We start from the raw sequence: 19,587 nt of genomic DNA on the forward strand, positions 1-19,587 counted from the left end.
AATCTACTTAAACTCATTTAGAATCTTATCGGCAATAGCCTGAAATTCCTCCTCAGAGAGTTTCAGTTTCTCTCTACGGAAGTCTGCATCAGCCTCACTCTGCATTGGAATGAGGTGGATGTGGGCGTGTGGTACTTCAAGACCGAGCACCACCTGTGCCACTTTGCGACAGGGGAAAGCGCGCTTGATAGCTGCTGCAACACGCTTGGCAAACTTCTGGTAGCGTGCCAACTCCTCATCATCCATGTCAAAGAAGTAATCCACTTCACGGCGGGGAATCACCAGTGTGTGACCTTTCACCAGTGGATTGATGTCGAGAAAGGCATAGAACTCATCGTTCTCTGCACATTTGTAGCTTGGAATTTCACCAGCTGCAATCTTTGAAAAGATGTCCATAAGCATTTGTATTAATATGGTTTAACCCTTCTCTGTGGCCTTTTTGTTTGGATATTAGGCTATAGAGATGTTCTCAATGCGCAGTTTGATGGTGCCGCGTGGTATTTTGATTTCCACTTCGTCGCCAACCTTTTTGCCCAAAAGTCCTTGTGCGATAGGAGTCTGGATAGATATTTTTCCAGCGCGCAAATCAGCTTCATTCTCGCTGACAATGGTATAGGTCATCTTGGCTTTGGTGATGATATTGGTCATTTCCACCTTGGTCAGAATCTGTACCGAGTCGGTGCTGAGTCGTGAAGTATCGATGATTTTAGCTTCGGCAATGGTAGATTTTAATTTGTTGATTTTGTCTTCCAGATGTGCCTGTGCTTCTTTGGCAGCATCATACTCACTGTTTTCACTTAAATCGCCCTTGTCGCGGGCTTCGGCGATTGCTGCAGAGGCCTTTGGTCGCTCAATACTTTCCAATCGCTGCAATTCAGCTATGAGGTTGTCATAGCCTTCTTGTGACATATAAGCCATAATTGTTCTTGTTTTAAAAGGTTTCTGTTTTCTTGTAATATAACTTCACGAGATGCAAAAAAAATAAAGAATTCCGACTATGCTCATGTCGGAATCCCCTTTTTCTACTGTGTCTCGTTATCGTTTGCAAAGTTAGGCATTTATTTCCTACTTTCCAAATTTTTCCGATAAAATCCGTCCAAAGCGAAATAGAAGATGACACCGCTGACCCATCCGCCAATCACATCGATGGCGTAGTGTGCTTGGATATAGACGGTAGCCATACACATTAATATATAGAAAGGTGTTACGCTCCATAGCAGTTTGCGGCTTCCACTCTTCCAAGCCAATAGCATGAGAATGGTTGTCACACCTACGTGACTACTGGGAAATGCCGCTGTTGGGCGTTCTCCTGCTGCGTGTGCGGCAGCCACCAGATGGTAGCAAAAACCGTCAGACCACCCTGGTATGGGCAGTGACTCGGTGTGGTTGATAAACCATTGTCCTATTTCAGGGAACACCCCGGCGCCGATCTGGTCTGTTCCGGCTGCCAGATAGTAGTATTGCGGACCAGTAACCGGCACGACATCGAAGATGACGTAATAGACAAAAAACGATGTCAGCAGTACGAAAGTGGCTCTTGCAAATCGCTCGTAGCGGTAGCAGAAGTAGTAAAGGCTTACTGCCACCATCAGCGGATAATAACTGGCGTACCCCAGATGCATGAGTTCCGACCACCAATGTTGCGGCATCCACTGTGAAAAGAGCAGTGCGGGTTGGCATCCGAACAGCCATTGATCAGCCGCCGCAAAGTATGGATCGTAGTTGGGCAATAGTTTATTGATCTCATAGGTATCGGGATACCACCATGAGAGGAGTCCGAGTTGCAGCAGTATTCGTGCCAAATGGGTGATGCGACACGGTTTCCATTGATAAATAATCCATGCCAGCAATACCCCGATGACCATTGCCAATCGTCCTATGAGCATGGGTGCAGGCTGTTGGATGCGCGGCCAGAGACATGCCATGAGTGCCAGTGTAAACAGCAGATAGAGCATCATAGCCCACTCTACAGCCAACAGTCCGCGTGTGGGGTGACTGTCATGTGCCACCAGTCTGATAAGGAATTTCGGTGTATGCATGTTTATAGCCATCCCTTTGCTTGATACCATTCCACGCTTTTGCGCACACCTTCCTCCAGTTTCACCTGTGGTTTGTAGCCCAGTTCATTGATGGCAGGAGTGATGTCACAGCGCCAGTTGCGTTGCTTGAGTATGTTAAACTTGTCGTTGTTAAGTGCTGTAACCTTTCCGGTGATATGTCCGATCCATTCGCCGCATGTTGTAACGATGCGTAAAAGCCATATCGGTGCAGTGATGCGAATCCACCAAGGGCGTCCCAATGCCTCATGTATGAGGTTGCTGAAGTCTGCCGACTGATACACTTCACCGTCTGACAGGAAGTATCTGCGGCCTGTTTTGCCTTTCTCCAAAGCCAGGAAAACCGCCTGTACCACATCGCTGACATAGACAAAGGTGATATCTTGTCGTTGGTGGCCTACTGCGAAATCGGTGTGTCCCTTAATGCTTTTAAACTGCAGGAAGTAGTCTTTTTCCCTTGGGCCATACACACCGGTAGGTCTGAGGATGGTGTATGGGAAGTCTTTCTGTGTGTCGAGCCATTGCTCTGCTTGCAGTTTACTTTTGCCATAAGCCGTGTTGGGCTGTGGTGTGTCGGTTTCGCAGATTTCCTGATAAGGCAGTTTTTCACGTATAGCACCCATGATACTGAGGCTGCTGATGAACACAAAGCGCTGTATAGGCATTTGTAGGATGCGCAGTGCAGTAACCAAATTCTTGGTACCCTCGGTATTGATGCGCGCAAAGTCGGCTTTGTTGAGACACTTGGTGGCACCGGCAGCATGCACTACATAGTCGAACGAGCAGTTTTGCAACTGTTCCACCAGTTTGCTTTCCGATGAAAGGTCGAGTTCTATGAAGTGTATGCGTGGGTCTTGCAGATAGTCCTTCGAACTCGAACGGCGTACAGCCGCCCATGTTTCGAAGCCCTGCCTGATAGCTTCCTCCACGATAAACGAGCCGATGAAACCACTGGCTCCAGTGATGAGAATCTTCATTTTTAGTTTATTCGTTGATAATTTCCACCGTCATGGTCACGTCGTTTTTAGGACGGTCACCGCGCAGTGTCTCTGTGTTTTGTATTTTTTCCACCACGTCGAGTCCTTCTTCCACTTCGCCAAACACGGTGTATTGTCCGTCGAGGAACGGAGTTCCGCCCACGTTAGTATAGGCATTGGTCTGTTCTTGGGTAAAGGTAGGCAGTCCCATGTCCTTACATTGTTGTTTTGTTTGTGCTATGAGTTGGTCTTGCAGCGCCATGAGTGCCTCGCGGTCGCGGTTGCGTCTGAGTTCCATGATGCGTTCGTGGTTCTGTCGTGCCAGTTGGTTAAACACGTTTTGCTCTTGTTGCATAGCCATTTGTCGCTCCATTTGTCGGAGCTCTTGAGGTTTGTAAGTCTTTCCCCAGACGATGTAGAACTGGCTTCCGCTGCTTTCTTTTTCAGGATTTACCTCATCGCCGAGTCGCGCAGCACTAAGTGCGCCACGCTTATGGAAGCACTGTGGATATGCAAATTCAGCGGGAATGGTATATCCGGGCCCACCCGTACCGAGCATTTTGCCAGCAGGTGCGCCTTTGCTGTCAGGGTCTCCGCCCTGAATCATGAAGTCTTTGATGACGCGATGAAAGAGTGTTCCGTTGAAGAATCCCTCTCTGGCCAACTTCAGGAAGTTGTCGCGATGCTTTGGAGTCTCGTCGTAGAGGCGCACAGTGATACTGCCCTCTGAGGTGTTTATTCTAACTTTTGCCATAATCTATTTCTTGTTTTTATATTCTTTTTTGTGTTACCAACAGGTTCCAAGCCTCTCTTATCCATAGTACGAGCGACGATCCTGCGATGATAATGAGCCAGTCAGTCCATCGGAGACTGACCACGTTGAAGAACTTTTGGAAGCCCGGTGTCTCAACCATTGCCACTTGTCCTACGAAGATGATGACCACGATAGTGATCAAGCCCTTACACCCTTTGAAATGCAATGCACTGCGATGACTTCCGAATGCCCTTGCGTTGAAGAGGTAGAAGAAGTGTGTCATGACAAAAACGGTAAACAGCAATGTGAGTTCGTAAGCGCTGATATGTCGTTTATTGCTGAGTTGCAGTTGCAGAAAGTCTGTCAGCGAGGTGATGTCGGTATGTTGGAAAGCATAGAGCATGGTGAGCAGCAGTAGGAAGAAGAACAGTCCTACGCCCACAATCTCTCTTAGCATTTCCTTGGTCAGAATGGATTTATACCTGTTGCGTGGTTTATCTTTCATCACAGCGTGTGATGGTGGGAGTGATGCCAAAGCCATGGCAGCAAACGTATCCATAATGAGATTGATCCAAAGCATCTGTGTCACGGTGAGTGGCGACTCAGTATCCATGAACGCACCGAATAGCACAAGGAGGCAAGCGGTGACGTTTACTGTGAGTTGGAACAGTAGAAAGCGCTGAATATTCTGGTAGAGCGACCGTCCCCACATGACCGCTTTGCCTATGCTGGAGAATGAATTGTCGATGATAGTGATGTCGCTGGCCTCTTTGGCAACACTCGTTCCGTCGCCCATCGACAGTCCCACGTGGGCAGCGCGCAGTGCAGGGGCATCGTTGGTACCGTCGCCAGTGACTGCCACCACCTCTCCGTTCTTCTGCAATGCTTCTACCAGTCGGCGTTTGTCCATAGGTCGTGCGCGTGCTATGATTTTCAGTTGCTCCACACGCAGGCGCACCTCTTCATCGGAAAGCGCTTCAAATTCAGGTCCCGTAATGATGCTTTGGTCGGTGTCGTGATCGTTCCACAGTCCTATTTGTCGTGCTATCTCGCGAGCAGTACCCGGTGTGTCGCCAGTCACGATCTTGACTTTAATGCCCGCCTCCATACATTCGTTGATGGCTTGTGGCACATCGCTTCTGACGGGGTCTGCTATGGCTGCAATGCCTATGAAATGCAGACAGGATGCCTGTAGCTTATGATTGACAATGGGGAGGGGTGCTCCCGGTTCGAGTATCTGATAGGCAAATCCCAGTGTGCGCATGGCGCGTTGTTGATAGACAGCCAGTTGTTGGTCTATCTCTCTGCGTTCCACGTCAGCTGTCTGACACATGGCAAAGACGATTTCCGGTGCACCTTTCACATAGAGTATGCGTTGTCCTTTACGGGCAACCGACTCCACAACCGTAGCCATGAATTTATGTTCGGTAGAGAAAGGCAGTTCTGCCAGTGTTGTGGTCTGCAGTCTGATGGTGCGATAGTCGTTGCCTTGGCTGTGTAGCCATAGCAGCAATGCTCCCTCAGTGGGGTTTCCCAATACGGCAGGTTCGCCACTTTTCGCATAGTCGAGCGATGCAGTAGCGTTGACAGCGAGTCCTTCCGCTACGATGTCGGCATCTGTTGTGCCATACAGCTTCATCTCATCCACCCGCATTTGATTTTCCGTCAATGTTCCAGTCTTGTCGGTACAGACGACAGTGGTAGCTCCCATAGTTTCGCAGGCATGCATCTTGCGCACCAAATTATTGCTTTTCAGCATGCGTCGCATACTGTAGGCCAGACACAGTGTGACGGTCATGGGTAGTCCTTCGGGTACCGATACCACGATCAGCGTCACTGCAATCATGAAGGTTTGCAGCATATAAGCGGTGAAGTCGATCCACTGAAAATGGTCCATGGCAGTGAGATATGCCACGATTCTTCCCACTACAATACCTGTAGCCACGATATAGCTGACGACGGTGATCCATTTTCCCAGTTGTCCGAGCTGTTCGTCGAGTGGTGTACGTATGCTGTTGTCTATCTGTACAGCCTCAAACACCTTGCCTTGTGCGGTATGGTCGCCCACTGCCGTGACGCGACAGATGGCATGTCCCTCCATTACTTTCGTGCCCTTCATCACTTGGTCGGTGGGGTAGGTGGCATCGGGGTCAGCCTCTTCCGGACGTTCACTTTTGTGGCAGATGGGTTCGCCCGTCAGTGTCGATTCGTCGATTTGCAGCGATGTGGAAGTCAGCAAGACGGCATCGGCAGGCACTTCCATGCCTGTGTTGATCACCAGCACATCCTCGACCACCAGTTCGCGTCGCGGTATCATGGTAGTGTTTCCCTGTCTGATCACCTCCACGGGTTCATCATCGTTTACTTGGTTGAGTATAGCAAACTCTTTGTTGGCTTGCCATTCAAAGTAGAAAGAGAGTCCTGTAGCCAGCATGATAGCCACAAAGATGCCTACGGGTTCGAAGAAAACTTCGCCTCCTTTGTCGAGTCCGTAGTGTTCGTAGCATGCTATTCCCACTGACAATAATCCTGCAACGAGTAGGATTATGATGAGTGGTTCGTGAAATTTTTCCAAGAACTGCCGCCACAAAGGATCCTTTTCTGGTGGGGTCAGTATGTTTTCCCCATACTTTTTTCGGTTCTCTGCCACTTGTTGCGGTGTCAGTCCTGTATATTGTTGTTTCTGTGTCATGTATGCTTTTGTAAATGCAGTGCAGTCGTTACCTTACGACAATCAGTTTGCAAAGTTACGATTAAGCAATCGGAAAACAAAGAAAAAACAGATATATTCTTCGTGGTGTTCCTATTTTTTATCATATTTTGACATGGTGTAACCCTTTGAACCATATTACATTGCAGATACGTAGAGGGGGTGTCTGGCTGCTGTGAGTGGCGGTTAGTCCTGTTATGATGGTCAGATATGGCAGCCAGTCTATGACAATTTAATGAAAATTAACCGTCGAAGCGTACAAGAAATTGACTTTTTTCATATCTTTGTAGCAGAATACAATCCAAAAACTACGATTATGAATAAGAAAAAAGGTGGAAAACGCGTAACGAAGAAGCAACTCGTGGAGCGGCTTCAGACATTCTTCCAAGAAAATCCCAACGAGACATTCTCGTTCAAACAGATATTCCGTGCACTCCGATTGGTAACCCATCCCGCTAAAATGCTCGCCATCGACACGATGGAGGAAATGGCATGGGACGACTATCTCTCGAAGGTTTCGGAAAACAGTTACCGGCTCAACCTCAAAACACAAGTGCAGGAAGGCACCTTTGTGCGCAAGGCCAATGGTAAAAACTCGTTCCTTCCCGACGATGGCGGCACGCCCGTGTTTGTCAGTGAGCGCAACTCTATGTATGCACTCAACGGCGACCGTGTGAAAGTGGCCTATATGGCACGTCGCGAAAAACATATCAAGGAGGCAATGGTGGTAGAAATCTTGTCGCATAAGCGCGATCAGGCGGTGGGTCGTCTGCGTGTGGAAAAAGACTATGCCTTCCTTGTTACCGAGGGAAACATCTTTGTTCACGACATCTTTGTGCCGAAGAAAAAACTCAAAGGTGGTAAGGATGGCGATAAGGCAGTGGTGAAAATCACCCAATGGCCATCGAAGGAATCGAAGAACATGGTGGGCGAAGTCATTGATGTGCTTGGTAAAGAAGGCGACAACAATGTGGAGATGCACGCCATATTGGCACAATACGGACTGCCTTACAAATATCCGAAAGCCGTGGAAGATGCTGCCGAAAAGATAGATCCCACTATCACGCCCGATGAGATTAAGCGTCGTGAAGACTTCCGCGATGTGTTCACTTGCACTATAGACCCGAAGGATGCGAAAGATTTCGACGATGCACTCTCCATTCGCAAAACGAAGAATGGACTCTGGGAAGTGGGTGTCCACATTGCCGATGTGTCTCATTATGTGACCGAAGGATCTATCATTGACAAGGAAGCCATGAAGCGTGCCACGAGTATCTATCTCGTTGACCGCACCATCCCGATGCTTCCCGAACGGCTGTGCAACTTCATCTGCTCACTTCGCCCCGATGAGGAGAAGCTCGCCTATTCGGCTATTTTCGAGATGGACGACAATGCAAACATCAAGAAATTCCATATTGCACACACCGTCATCAAGAGCAACAGACGCTATGCCTATGAAGAAGTGCTCGACATCTTGCAGCAGTGTGAGGCTAAACCCTCATTGCGCAAGACCATTGAAAATGCAGAAATGCTCTGCACCCTCGCTCGCTTGTCGCAGATACTGCGTGAGCGCAGATTCAAAGGCGGTGCCGTGCGCTTCGACCGCGAAGAGTTGCATTTCGATATAGACGAGAAGGGTAAGCCCATCAGAGCTTATTTCAAGAAGTCGAACCAGGCTACCCAACTCATTGAAGAATTTATGCTCATAGCCAACAAGTGGGTGGCAGAAAGTGTGGGTAAGGTGAAGAAAGGTGTCAAAGCCAAGACACTGCCCTACCGTATCCACGACCAGCCCGACCCCACCAAGCTGGAGGCATTGCGCGAATTTGTAGTGAAGTTTGGTTATAAGATGAAGACTGCCGGCACCAAAGGAGCGATCTCGCGCAGTCTGAACACGCTCATGGACGAGTGTCAGGGTAAGCGAGAGCAGAACCTGATAGAGATTGTTGCTCTCCGATCAATGATGAAGGCAAAGTATTCCACCCATAATATAGGTCACTACGGACTGGCTTTTGAATACTACACCCACTTCACTTCGCCCATCAGACGCTATCCCGACACGATGGTACACCGTCTGTTGACACGCTATCAGGACGGAGGCCGCAGTGCCAGCCAAGATAAATACGAGGAACTCTGCGAGCACTGTTCCGACATGGAGCAGGTGGCACAGCAGGCTGAGCGCGATTCTATCAAGTATAAGATGGTAGAGTTTATGGCAGACAAGTTGGGCCAGTGCTTCGATGCGCATATCAGTGGCATCCAGTCGTATGGTATCTATTGCGAGATAGACGAGAACCACTGCGAGGGAATGGTACCTATGCGCGACCTTGACGACGACTACTACGACTTCGACGAGAAGAACTATTGTCTCGTTGGCAGACGTCATCACCACAAATACCAACTGGGCGATGCAGTACGCATCAAGGTGGCAAGAGCCAATATAGAGAAGCGACAGCTCGACTTCACACTGGCTGACGACGACGAATAATCCATCGGGACAACCCCTGGAAAATACATATTCCATATACTATCGGGAGGCATAGCCGTCAACGGCAGGTTGCTTCCCGATTTTATATGCTATTTGCCAAGGTGTTTCCGATGGTGTGTAATAGTATGAAATATAATGGTTTACACCTATATGAAAGATACTTTTCTCAGCAAAACAAATTGATTTGCCGAGCAAAACAAATTGATTTGCCGAGGAAAACAAATTGATTTGCCGAGCAATTCAATTTGATTTGCTGAGTAAATTCATTGAAATTGGTCTGCAAATTCATTGAAATTGCTGAGTAAATTCATTGAAATTGCTGAGCTGTACGCGTAACGTTTTGAACGTAAGGAATATATAGATGGGGTAAAAGAATGTTGTCGGCAAGGGGAAAATGATGTTGTTTTCAAGCGGAAATGCACCTCGGAAAATAGAAGAAAAATGGTCTTTTCTTTTGTATTTCGCTCGGTCTGCACTATTTTTGATGCTACGCATCCAAGGTACTCACGTTCGGAAAAACAAAAGAAATAAATATTTTCTTTCGTTTTTCGCTCACTTAATCGTACCTTTGACGCTACGCGTCCAAGATAGGCTGCACCTCGGAAATGCAAAAGAAAAACTCGTTTTTCTTTTGTACTTCGCTCGGTTTGCACTATCTTTGATGCTACGCATCCAAGGTACTCACGTTCGAGAATACAAAAGAAAAATGTATTTTCTTTTTGTATTCTACTCACTTAATCGTACCTTTGCAAAACGAAAAACAAATAAACAAAGATATGGACGCAATCAAAAAACTGTTCGCAAAGAAGCTGATGGATATCAAAGCCATCAAATTGCAACCCAACGAACCCTTTACATGGGCATCTGGTTGGAAGTCACCAATCTATACCGACAACCGCAAAACACTGTCGTATCCCGACGTGCGCTCGTTTGTAAAACTCGAACTGTGCCACGCCATTCAGGAGAATTTCCCTGAGGCAGAGGCTGTGGCTGGTGTTGCTACAGGTGCTATAGCACAAGGAGCTCTCGTGGCAGACCAGCTCGGACTGCCCTATGCCTACGTTCGTCCGAAACCAAAAGACCACGGTATGGGCAACCAAGTAGAGGGACACATCGAGAAAGGTGCTAAGGTTATCGTGGTAGAAGACCTGATCTCTACCGGAGGAAGCAGTCTTAAAGCCGTTGAAGCACTGCGCCAGTATGGATGCGAAGTCATTGGTATGGTGGCATCGTTCACCTATGGTTTCCCCGTTGCCGAACAGGCTTTCAAGGAGGCTGGCGTGCGTCTGATTACGCTGAGCAACTATGCTGCCGTGCTTGAACAGGCTGCCGACACCGGATATATCAAGCCAGAAGACATCGAAGTGTTGAACGAGTGGCGTAAGGACCCAGCTGCTTGGAAGGCATGACAAAGTTTGAAAGCAGCGTACACCAGATTCCATATCCGGTGGAAAACGTTTATCGCAACATCAGCGACCTCACCAACTTGGAGCGTATTAAAGACCGAGTGCCCGAAGACAAACTGAAGGATTTTCAGTTTGACAAAGATAGTGTGCAGGTCAATGTGCCACCGGTAGGACTCCTGAAACTGCGCATCATAGAGCGTGAAGACAATAAGTGTGTGAAGTTTGAAGCAGAGAAATCGCCAGTACCCTTCAACCTTTGGATACAGGTGCTGCCCGTCAACGACCACGAAAGCAAGATGCGCGTCACCGTAAAGGCCGACATCCCATTCATGCTCAAAGGCATGGTGAGCGGTCCACTGCAGGATGGAGTAGAGAAAGTTGCCACTGCTTTGGCACAGGTGCCCTACACCTTGTAGGCACATCTCTGCCAATCAACCCTTACACCGATTATATATTATACACGACAGATGAATAAACTTTGGGAGAAGAACTTTGAGGTGAATGCAGAAATAGAGCGCTTCACCGTGGGACGCGACCGTGAGATGGATCTCTACCTCGCACCCTACGATGTGATGGGATCTATGGCACATATCACTATGCTTGAGAGTATTGGCCTCTTGGAAGCCGACGAACTGAAACAACTGTTGGCTGAACTCAAACAAATATATGCCATTTGCCAGCGCGGCGAATTTCGCATAGAAGACGGAGTGGAGGATGTACACTCACAAGTGGAACTCATGTTGACACGAAAACTGGGCGACATGGGTAAGAAAATACACTCAGGCCGATCACGCAACGACCAAGTATTGGTGGATTTGAAACTCTTCACACGCCATCAACTCATGGAACTGGCAGACGGGGTGAAAGTGCTTTTCGACGAATTGCTCGCCAAGAGCGAACAGTATAAAAGCGTGCTCATGCCGGGCTACACCCATCTGCAGGTGGCAATGCCATCATCCTTCGGACTATGGTTTGGCGCCTACGCCGAGTCGTTGGCAGACGATATGCTCTTTCTGCAAGCTGCATACAAGATGACCAACCGTAACCCGTTGGGATCAGCAGCAGGATATGGATCGTCGTTCCCACTCAACAGACAGATGACCACAGACCTCTTGGGATTCGATTCTATGGACTATAACGTGGTTTATGCGCAGATGGGACGAGGAAAAATGGAGCGCAACGTGGCATTTGCCATGGCTACTATAGCAGGAACACTTGCTAAAATGGCATTTGATGCGTGTCTCTTCAACTCGCAAAATTTCTCGTTTGTGAAACTTCCAAAAGAGTGTACCACCGGAAGTAGCATCATGCCCCACAAGAAAAATCCCGATGTCTTCGAACTCATCCGTGCGAAATGCAACAAGATTCAGGCTTTGCCACAACAGGTGACACTCATCATGAACAATCTCCCCGTGGGTTATTTCCGCGATCTGCAGATTATCAAAGAGGTGTTCCTGCCTGCTTTCGACGAACTGAAAGACTGTTTGCAGATGGCGGCATACATCATCAATAAGATTGAAGTGTGCGAGGATATTCTCGACAATCCCATGTACGACCCGATGTTCTCCGTAGAGGAAGTCAACCGTTTGGCTGCTGCCGGAATGCCCTTCCGCGATGCGTATAAGAAGGTTGGGCTCGATATCGAGGCTGGAACTTTCACACCCAACAAGGACATACACCATACGCATGAGGGTTCGATAGGCAATCTCTGCAACGACAAGATAGCCGATCTGATGCAGCAAGTGCTTGGAGGTTTCGGTTTCAACCGTGTCACCGATGCAGAAAAATCGCTGTTGGAAAACGCTTAAACCATAAGGCAAACAACAGAACAATATGGCTGAAGGCTATAGCAAACATTATAATATGGATAGTCGCCCTACCGTTGTGTCAACACTAACGGGAAGGCGACTTTCTGCTTGGACAGGGCACCTTTCTCTTTGGACAAGGCGCCTTACGGCAGGTGTGGCAGTACTGCTGATGGCAACGGCATGCTCCACAGATCCTGAATTCAGTGCATGGCCCTGTCGCTTTGTCTATGATAACGGACTCCATCTCGACCAAACACTCGCCACAGCCACCAACAGTATGTCGCGTGGCATATTTTGTCATATCACCGAAAGTGTAAGACAAGGAGCGAAATACCTCGTGTTTACCAATTCTGACGGACTCTCATCCACACAGCGCGAAACGGCGGCAGAGAGCGAGAGCCACTATCAGCTCGGACTCAGCAACGGCATCATTGTGGGCTATCAAACTTTTAATACGACGCCAAACGGCGGATTTATTGCTTATGATGCACAATGTCCAAACTGTGTGAGAAACGGCAATTCGCTGGGAAGTAGCAAGTATATCATCCAAATGGATCATAAAGGCATGGCGACCTGTCCCACTTGCAAGCGACAATATATGCTCAACAATCGGGGCATAGTGGTCAATGGCGGTAAAGACGACCATAAACTGGAACAATACGCACTGGTCAATTGTACCGGGCCAACGGGGGTTGTTTCTGTTTTCTCACGACAATAATCTACCAAGGTTTATCCGATAGGCAATGGATGGAAGTCGCATAGACGTCTGTCCCGTATTCTCATGTGCTGACAAGACATAGCGACTGGTCAGCCGCAATGACTCTATTCGTTCAGAAAGCGATGCAAAGCACTGATGAGAACATCGTTTTCTTCAGGACTCTGGGTGGCTATGCGGAAGTGGTGGGGCGATAGATTGGCAAAGTTTGAACAGTTGCGAATCAGAATGCCCTCATGGTCTATCAGCCAATTCTTCAGTTGAAGGCTGCTGGCTTGCTCTATCATACAGAGCATAAAAGTGCTGTCGGTGTCGTAAACGCTGATGCCAGGGAGGGCACGCAAAGCATCGCGAAGGCGTGCGGTCTCTTTCAACAGTCCCTCAAGGTCGCTGATGGCGGGCTTGTCTTGAGCGATCAGAAAGCGTGCACCCTCGATAGCCAAGGCTCCTACCGACCATGGGCGCTGGTACTGGCGGAGGTGTCGCAATATCTCAGGATGTGCTGTCACATAGCCTACACGCATGCCCGGCACCGCATAACGCTTGCTCAGCGAATGGAGCAGAATGAGGTTGGGATAGCGCATCACTTGTTTCACATCTACTAATTTTGCGGCGGTATAACCTTCATACGACTGATCGACCACGAAAAGGTGGATGGGATTGGTGGCGATAAGATGGTCGATGATGCCTTCGGTCATCACTCCTCCTGTTGGATTATTAGGATTGCAGAGCCAGTAGATGCGGCGCGTAGGCAGCAACTTCTGGTCGTTTTCATACTCATAGCTGATGATATGTTCGTTGAGGCGACAAGCATCGGCATACTCGCTGAAAGTGGGTTGGGGGATGACAGACATGCCGCCACGCGTCATCTGGGCTATGAGATAGATGGCTTCGGTCACACCGCTGGTCACCATCACGCATTCGGCAGGGATGTCGTGATACTCGGCCAACTGTTCTTCGAGCTTCCGAGGCTGAGGTTCCGGATAGTGGTTTACAAGGTCAAGATGGTTGGCAAGATGGGCTTTCAGGGCTGTATGGTCTGTCTGTTGGCAGATGTTGGAACTGAAATTGATGCGCACCTGACTGTTGTAGCGGTAGAGATCGTCACCGTGTCCTTCTATCATTGTCTTTTTCTTCTGGAGAGTTTAGGAATCGTTGGATGTTTGGTAATAAGTGAAGTAATGCCTGTCAAGGTGTAGGGCTACACCTTATTTATATATATAGGGCGGCTCGTTCATGTCTGACGTGCCACCCGTATGGTCATATCGTTAGTATCGAAATGTATGCCAGGGCGCTCGATGAAGCGACTCAGCGAACCGTCGGCGGCGAGCTGGTGAGGGGTGTCGATGCTCAAACGGTCGGGTTCCATCAGCCAAATGCGGTCTGCCAACTGCATGGCGAGTTCTACATCATGGGTGGAAAGAAATATCGTTTTCTGTTGTTCGTGTGCCAGTCGTCGCAGCAATTGCATCATCTCAACCTTGCTGGGAAAGTCGAGAAAGGCTGTTGGCTCATCCAGATAGATGGTGGGTGTTTGCTGCGCAAGGGCTTTGGCTATCATACATTTCTGGCGTTCACCGTCGCTCAACGTGTGAACTGGACGGCGTCTAAGCCGGTCGATGCCTACCAAACGGATGGCTTCGTCTATCATTTGGTGGTCGTCAGCATCGAGTGAACCCCAGAAACCGGTATAGGGCGAACGCCCCATGCCTACCATTTCTTCTACAGACATATTGCGCACATCGGGCTTTTCTGTCAGTACTACACCCACTTTCTTGCTGAGTTGGCGCGACGAAAGGGCTGTCAGCGGAGTGCCGTCGAGATAGATTTCGCCGGAAAGGGCGGGTTGGAATGCCGACAAAGTGCGCAGCAGTGTGGATTTGCCGATACCGTTCTGCCCCAACAAACAAGTCAGTTCGCTGGCATTGATGGTTGCGTTGATATCGCTGACCACGATGCGTTGCTGTCCTTTGACGATATACCCGATGGTGAGATGTCTGAGTTCTACGGTTTCCATGAGGTTGACTTTTGTATGCTGGGAATTATTTCTCTTTAGAAGTGAGTTCGTTGCGCAGACCCTTCATGCCTGTGAGATAGGCTTTGGCAGATCCGAACGAAAGGAACATATCCAAGCGTACGGGCAGGTGATTCTTATCGTCGGTGACGAAGAAACGTATGAGTTCGTGGTTCTTGCCGTCCTCACGTTCGATAAATGAGAATATCAGACAACGGAACTTCGCATTGCTGTTTTTCATCTTCAGCGTAGTCTTTCCGCCGTATTTCAACCATGAGTTGCTTAGGTGTCTGGCATCGCTGATGGGCATGGGGATATTCTCGCCCTTGCGCAACTTGGATGTGTCGAAGTTGCGTGCACGAAGGAAAATGCTCATCATGTCGTAGATGCAGTCCTTATACTCTGCTTGTTTCCAGTGGTGTTTACCGTCGGCATCGATGCGATGCATCTTCAAGTGGCTGTTTCCCTTAGGGTAGCTATACCATAACTCATCTACGTAATAGCGCTTGCCCTCGCGTGCTCCTTTGCGGTAATAAAGTGGGGTAATATCGGTAGTGGTGTAGCATAGCAGGGTATCGCGCATGATAAACATATTGTCGAGCTTGTCGTTACCACGCGTGATGAGGCTCGACCGGAAGGCAGGCACACCTTTGTGGGTCGACTGTACGGTGGACATAGATGCCGTGCCGACCTTCACCCATACGAATTTCCAATTGAAATAGAGGTCGTAGGAGAGATACTCGCCCGATTTGAAGGCGGTGTTGTGGATGCCACATTGCGCTTGCGAGGTGGTGACGGTGTGTGAGAAAAGTGGCAGACAGAGCATCAGCATGAGCAATAGGCGTCTGCCGTTGGTATTCAGGTGTTTCATCTTTTATCGTCATTTAGAGTTGTTGTTAGCGGTTTGCAACACGCCGTTCTTGTAGTAGGAAATACCCAAACGACGTGCGCGCTCGGCATTTCTATTGAGTAACTTCTGTTTCTCTTTATCCGGTTTCTGCTTGGTTATCTCGCCGGGCTTCTGCATGTTGAGCGGTGTGGCGGTAAGATTCCAAGGGCGGGTGATGTCCCATTTCTCCTTACAGTCTATGCGTCCGGGGAAATAATATACTTCCTCTGGTTGTAAGTTGGCATCGTAGTTGCCTGTATCCCATACGCCATTGCCGTTGCGATCGCGGAAGGCACGGGCGTAATAGCCACCGGGTTTGACATAGAAGAATACGGCATCGCCATTGGCTTCTGTACGCACTTGCTTGATGGTCTTCTCGCTTTGGTCGAGCAACTCTACCACATAGGTGGTGTCGGTGACGCCTGCGAGTTGCAAGACGATGGTCGAGAACTCATCGAGGGTGCTGATCTTAATGCCTTGTTTGAAGGGTTTCGATACGTTGCCGTAGATGTCTTCGAAGGCAGCGGAATCTACTTCTAAGCTGTATTCGCTACCGGCTGTCCATTCGGCAAGCACATCATACGTGCGGAGCAATGAGTCGCGACGCTGCACATCAACGGGCACACGATACCAAAGGGTATCAATCTTAGTATATAGGTGGATAGAGGCGGTGTCGCATCGAGCCAGTGGAGCAGGCATATTGATGGTGGGACGACTGTCTGGCGCCATGGTGCCGGGCACGTTATACTGCACTTTAAGTGGCTCGCGCGGCATGATACTGTCGTAGGGCTCGCCTTGCTTTTTGAGTTTGGCTTGCTCCTTTTCCCAACTCTCAACCTGTTTTTTCAGGTCTTTCTGCCGTTTGGCGTAGCTGGTTTTGGCTATCACATCTACCGTATCAATCTGTGTGACGAGTACTCCGGTAGAGTCGGTCATGAGATAGGAGAGTTGCATGGATAGCGTATCTTGGTTGACCAGTGCCGTATCGCGCAACCAATAGGTCAGTGTGTCCTTCTTTTCGCTGGCCTCAAGAACGAAGGCGTCTTTCTCATCGAAGTTGAAGCCGCGTATTTCTGGCAATTGTGGGTTGCCATAACTGAAATATAAAGTGAAGCGGTCGGCATCTTTTCGCTCTGGCTGTTTCAGCAGATAGCGGTCGGTTTGAACTTCTTGGAAGGCCAGAAGGATGATGTCGTCGGGATAGAAGTGGGTGTATGGCACTCGCAATATATTATCGATACGCAAGGAATCACGCCAGATGGTGTCCTGTCGGATATCTGGTCCGGCTGACGGTTTATAGGTGGTATGGGAGAAAGCCACCATCTCGCTCTTCTGATTGAACATATAATTGCCATCGGCATCTTGTAGCGCATAGACGCGATACTCGCCAGGTGCAACACCTTTGATGACGAAACGGCCTCTGCCATCGGTACGGGCAACGCGCAAAAGGGGCTTGGTGCGGAACGCTGAGTCTGCCAGATCGGCATAGAGCCCAACTTGTATGCCTTTGATAGGTTCGAGGTTTGAGGCGTCGAGCACCGTTCCTGCCACCTCGAAAGTGTCGATGCGTTCACCGGTAGAGAAGGTGAAGGTGTAGTTGCCCAACGGATTGTTTTCGTTGTTGTCACTGATGGCATCGCTGAAGTCGATGGTGTAGGTGGTGTTGGCCTTTAGTGAGTCTTTCAAGTCAACAACAATCTTTTTACCCGTTGCCTTAATCTCGGGCATCTCCAATTGTGGTGGAGAGACGATAACATTCTGTGTGGCATCCTCCAGCTTGATATACTCATCAAACTGTATGGTTATTCTTTTGGAGTTCACACCGACAGCCTGATCGGCTGGATTGGAGCCGATGATGCGGGGTGGATCATCGTCAAACCATCCGCCATCGGGTTGTCCCATACGTGCGCATGCCACCATCAGCAGGGATAGGGCTGCTATGAGTATCAACTGGAAGTGTCTGTTTGTGGGTCTGTTCATGATTGCAGTTTGAGAAGCTGTTCGATATGTTCACGCGAATTGCTTAGGCGTGGCACTTTGTGCTGACCGCCTAATTTGCCGCGTTGCTTAAGCCAATCGTTGAAAAGTCCCTTTCTGGCAGGGATAATCTCCAAATGTTGCAGGGTGATATTCTTATAGCGTTTGGCTTCATAGTCGCTGTTGAGCTCTTGTAGGCGACGGTCAAGCAGGTCGGAGAACTGCTGCAAATCGGCTGGAGGGGTGCTGAATTCAATCAACCACTGGTGGCGACATTTGGCATTGGCATCCATGAAAACGGGGGCTGCGGTGTATTCCAGCACCTCGGCACCTGTTTGTTGACAGGCATAAGCCAGACCCTGTTCGGCATTATCTACGATGAGTTCCTCGCCAAAAGCGTTGATAAAGCTCTTGGTACGACCTGAGATAACAAACTTATATGGGTTGGTGGAGGTGAATCGGATGGTATCACCGATCATGTATCGCCATAATCCGCATGATGTAGTGATTATCATGGCATAGTTTTTGTCCTTTTCAACGCCCCATAACGGAACGATGTTGTCGGTGCCCATCTCTTGGAACTCGTAGAAAACATCATAGTCGAGCATGAGCAACATCGCTTTGTCGGATGGGTCATCCTGCAGGCCGAAGAATCCTTCGCTCGCATTATACGTTTCCATATAATGCATTTTGGGTGACGTGATAAGTTGTTCATACTGCTTGCGGTAGGGGGTGAAAGCCACTCCGCCATGGAAGAATACTTCAAGATTGGGCCATACTTCTTCCAAATGGGTCTTGCCAGAAATCTCCATGACACGGTTTAATACCGATAACATCCATGAGGGAACGCCTGATATGTTGGTCACATTCTTGTGGAGTGCTTCGTGGGCAATGCGGTCGCGCTTCACTTCAAAGTCTTCAAGCAATGCGGTCTTCTTCTTCGGAATGCGCACCAAATTTGCCAAAGGATTGATGTTTTCGATGAGAATGGCGCTGAGGTCGCCTACCAAAGAATCTGGCAGATTATAGTTGGGAGCATGGCTGCCACCTAAAATCAATGCGCGGCCGTCAAACAATCGAGATTGAGGATTGTTGCGGAGATAGAGGGCTACAGAGTCGAAGCCACCTTTGTAGTGGATATTTCTCAGACCGTCGCTGCTGACAGGAATGAACTTCGACTTGTCGTTCGTAGTGCCACTCGATTTGGCATACCATTTCACACGTCCGTTCCAGAGGATATTTGTCTCTCCGTGGCGCATGCGATCTATCTGTTCTTTCAGTTCTTCGTAGGTGTTGACGGGACAGTTTCGCACGAAAGTATCATAGTCTTTCGTGGCTGAAAATGCATATTTGCGTCCTATTTCGGTGTTGGATGCTTGAGCAAGCAGGCGGTGCAACACCTCGCACTGAAGGGCTTCGCCCTCCTTCTGATGGCGTTCCAGTTCATGCATGCGATGCACGAAGATGTGGCGTACAATATTTGTTAAACTCATATCTGTATTATTATACAAGGTGCAAAGGTAGTGCAAACCGAGCGAAATACAAAAGAAAAGACCATTTTCTTTTGTATTTCCGAGGTGCAGCCTACCTTCGCGACGTAGTCACAAAGGTACGATTAAGTGAGCGAAGTACAAAAGAAAAACTCGTTTTTCTTATATCTGCAAGCACTAGTGTCCACTAAAAACGATTAACAATCGTTGTAAGTGGTTGATATGCGACAAAATACGAGCAAAAAATGACTCTATGGGTTAGAAATGACTATCTTTGCAGAAAATTACAATCTGTAAGTTAG

General features: G+C 48.7%; 15 protein-coding genes and 1 pseudogene. 5 read left to right on the forward strand and 11 right to left on the reverse strand.

The genetic code is table 11. The features are described from left to right. Positions 1-3: 3 nt before the first annotated feature. The 6 genes from CIK96_RS06810 to CIK96_RS06835 form a co-directional block, all read right to left on the reverse strand. Positions 4-396 carry an HIT family protein gene (locus CIK96_RS06810; RefSeq protein WP_094391037.1) on the reverse strand — a complete coding sequence of 131 codons (393 nt, stop codon included), beginning with the start codon at positions 394-396 and terminating at the stop codon, positions 4-6. Between the two features lie 54 nt (positions 397-450). Then, entirely contained in the window at positions 451-918 is a 468-nt protein-coding gene (greA, locus tag CIK96_RS06815) for a transcription elongation factor GreA (protein ID WP_094391016.1), read from the reverse strand. Positions 919-1,058: 140 nt separating this feature from the next. Then, complete coding sequence (locus tag CIK96_RS06820) at positions 1,059-2,051, reverse strand: phosphatase PAP2 family protein (RefSeq protein ID WP_094434907.1); 993 nt, start codon at positions 2,049-2,051, stop codon at positions 1,059-1,061. Continuing rightward, entirely contained in the window at positions 2,042-3,034 is a 993-nt protein-coding gene (locus tag CIK96_RS06825) for an NAD(P)-dependent oxidoreductase (RefSeq protein ID WP_094440126.1), read from the reverse strand. The genes CIK96_RS06820 and CIK96_RS06825 overlap by 10 nt, the downstream gene beginning before the upstream one ends. Positions 3,035-3,041: 7 nt before the next feature. Next, the gene (locus tag CIK96_RS06830) at positions 3,042-3,788 is read right to left on the reverse strand and encodes a peptidylprolyl isomerase (RefSeq protein WP_371592495.1); all 747 of its coding nucleotides are present in this window, start codon (positions 3,786-3,788) and stop codon (positions 3,042-3,044) included. Between the two features lie 16 nt (positions 3,789-3,804). Continuing rightward, entirely contained in the window at positions 3,805-6,480 is a 2,676-nt protein-coding gene (locus tag CIK96_RS06835) for a calcium-translocating P-type ATPase, PMCA-type (RefSeq protein ID WP_094440128.1), read from the reverse strand. Between the two features lie 334 nt (positions 6,481-6,814). Between CIK96_RS06835 and rnr the strand changes: the two genes are divergently transcribed. The 5 genes from rnr to CIK96_RS06860 all read left to right on the forward strand — a co-directional run bounded on the left by rnr (position 6,815) and on the right by CIK96_RS06860 (position 12,918). Further along, positions 6,815-8,986 (forward strand): ribonuclease R, encoded by a 2,172-nt coding sequence (gene rnr / locus CIK96_RS06840; RefSeq protein ID WP_094440129.1) that lies wholly within the window; start codon positions 6,815-6,817, stop codon positions 8,984-8,986. A gap of 776 nt (positions 8,987-9,762) precedes the next feature. Continuing rightward, positions 9,763-10,395: an orotate phosphoribosyltransferase gene (pyrE, locus tag CIK96_RS06845; RefSeq protein WP_094391010.1), complete on the forward strand. Its 633-nt coding sequence runs from the start codon at positions 9,763-9,765 to the stop codon at positions 10,393-10,395. Then, entirely contained in the window at positions 10,392-10,808 is a 417-nt protein-coding gene (locus CIK96_RS06850; RefSeq protein ID WP_094391009.1) for a polyketide cyclase, read from the forward strand. The genes pyrE and CIK96_RS06850 overlap by 4 nt, the downstream gene beginning before the upstream one ends. A gap of 51 nt (positions 10,809-10,859) precedes the next feature. After that, positions 10,860-12,200 carry an argininosuccinate lyase gene (argH, locus tag CIK96_RS06855; protein WP_094440130.1) on the forward strand — a complete coding sequence of 447 codons (1,341 nt, stop codon included), beginning with the start codon at positions 10,860-10,862 and terminating at the stop codon, positions 12,198-12,200. A 25-nt stretch (positions 12,201-12,225) separates the two neighbouring features. Beyond that, the gene (locus CIK96_RS06860) at positions 12,226-12,918 is read left to right on the forward strand and encodes a hypothetical protein (protein ID WP_144007507.1); all 693 of its coding nucleotides are present in this window, start codon (positions 12,226-12,228) and stop codon (positions 12,916-12,918) included. A 104-nt stretch (positions 12,919-13,022) separates the two neighbouring features. Here the strand turns inward: CIK96_RS06860 and CIK96_RS06865 are convergent, their stop codons facing one another. From CIK96_RS06865 to CIK96_RS06885, 5 genes and pseudogenes are all read right to left on the reverse strand, one after another. Continuing rightward, positions 13,023-14,039, reverse strand: coding sequence for an aminotransferase class I/II-fold pyridoxal phosphate-dependent enzyme (locus CIK96_RS06865; RefSeq protein ID WP_094391006.1), 1,017 nt, complete (start codon positions 14,037-14,039; stop codon positions 13,023-13,025). 125 nt (positions 14,040-14,164) lie between these two features. Continuing rightward, positions 14,165-14,932 (reverse strand): annotated as a pseudogene (locus CIK96_RS06870) (ABC transporter ATP-binding protein); the annotation flags it as partial. Positions 14,933-14,957: 25 nt separating this feature from the next. Further along, entirely contained in the window at positions 14,958-15,800 is an 843-nt protein-coding gene (locus CIK96_RS06875) for a DUF3108 domain-containing protein (RefSeq protein ID WP_094391004.1), read from the reverse strand. 9 nt (positions 15,801-15,809) lie between these two features. Continuing rightward, positions 15,810-17,798: an Ig-like domain-containing protein gene (locus tag CIK96_RS06880; RefSeq protein WP_254047092.1), complete on the reverse strand. Its 1,989-nt coding sequence runs from the start codon at positions 17,796-17,798 to the stop codon at positions 15,810-15,812. Further along, positions 17,795-19,288 carry a GH3 auxin-responsive promoter family protein gene (locus CIK96_RS06885; RefSeq protein WP_094434917.1) on the reverse strand — a complete coding sequence of 498 codons (1,494 nt, stop codon included), beginning with the start codon at positions 19,286-19,288 and terminating at the stop codon, positions 17,795-17,797. The genes CIK96_RS06880 and CIK96_RS06885 overlap by 4 nt, the downstream gene beginning before the upstream one ends. Positions 19,289-19,587: the final 299 nt, after the last annotated feature.

The sequence above is a fragment of the Prevotella sp. P4-98 genome (genome assembly GCF_002251405.1).
Lineage (GTDB): Bacteria > Bacteroidota > Bacteroidia > Bacteroidales > Bacteroidaceae > Prevotella.

What these genes read in the sequence shown, in the direction of transcription:
- CIK96_RS06810 (WP_094391037.1), bottom strand. Translation starts at nt 396, where the DNA reads ATGGACATCTTTTCAAAGATTGCAGCTGGTGAAATTCCAAGCTACAAA.
- greA (WP_094391016.1), bottom strand. Translation starts at nt 918, where the DNA reads ATGGCTTATATGTCACAAGAAGGCTATGACAACCTCATAGCTGAATTG.
- CIK96_RS06820 (WP_094434907.1), bottom strand. Translation starts at nt 2,051, where the DNA reads ATGGCTATAAACATGCATACACCGAAATTCCTTATCAGACTGGTGGCA.
- CIK96_RS06825 (WP_094440126.1), bottom strand. Translation starts at nt 3,034, where the DNA reads ATGAAGATTCTCATCACTGGAGCCAGTGGTTTCATCGGCTCGTTTATC.
- CIK96_RS06830 (WP_371592495.1), bottom strand. Translation starts at nt 3,788, where the DNA reads ATGGCAAAAGTTAGAATAAACACCTCAGAGGGCAGTATCACTGTGCGC.
- CIK96_RS06835 (WP_094440128.1), bottom strand. Translation starts at nt 6,480, where the DNA reads ATGACACAGAAACAACAATATACAGGACTGACACCGCAACAAGTGGCA.
- rnr (WP_094440129.1), top strand. Translation starts at nt 6,815, where the DNA reads ATGAATAAGAAAAAAGGTGGAAAACGCGTAACGAAGAAGCAACTCGTG.
- pyrE (WP_094391010.1), top strand. Translation starts at nt 9,763, where the DNA reads ATGGACGCAATCAAAAAACTGTTCGCAAAGAAGCTGATGGATATCAAA.
- CIK96_RS06850 (WP_094391009.1), top strand. Translation starts at nt 10,392, where the DNA reads ATGACAAAGTTTGAAAGCAGCGTACACCAGATTCCATATCCGGTGGAA.
- argH (WP_094440130.1), top strand. Translation starts at nt 10,860, where the DNA reads ATGAATAAACTTTGGGAGAAGAACTTTGAGGTGAATGCAGAAATAGAG.
- CIK96_RS06860 (WP_144007507.1), top strand. Translation starts at nt 12,226, where the DNA reads ATGGCTGAAGGCTATAGCAAACATTATAATATGGATAGTCGCCCTACC.
- CIK96_RS06865 (WP_094391006.1), bottom strand. Translation starts at nt 14,039, where the DNA reads ATGATAGAAGGACACGGTGACGATCTCTACCGCTACAACAGTCAGGTG.
- CIK96_RS06875 (WP_094391004.1), bottom strand. Translation starts at nt 15,800, where the DNA reads ATGAAACACCTGAATACCAACGGCAGACGCCTATTGCTCATGCTGATG.
- CIK96_RS06880 (WP_254047092.1), bottom strand. Translation starts at nt 17,798, where the DNA reads ATGAACAGACCCACAAACAGACACTTCCAGTTGATACTCATAGCAGCC.
- CIK96_RS06885 (WP_094434917.1), bottom strand. Translation starts at nt 19,288, where the DNA reads ATGAGTTTAACAAATATTGTACGCCACATCTTCGTGCATCGCATGCAT.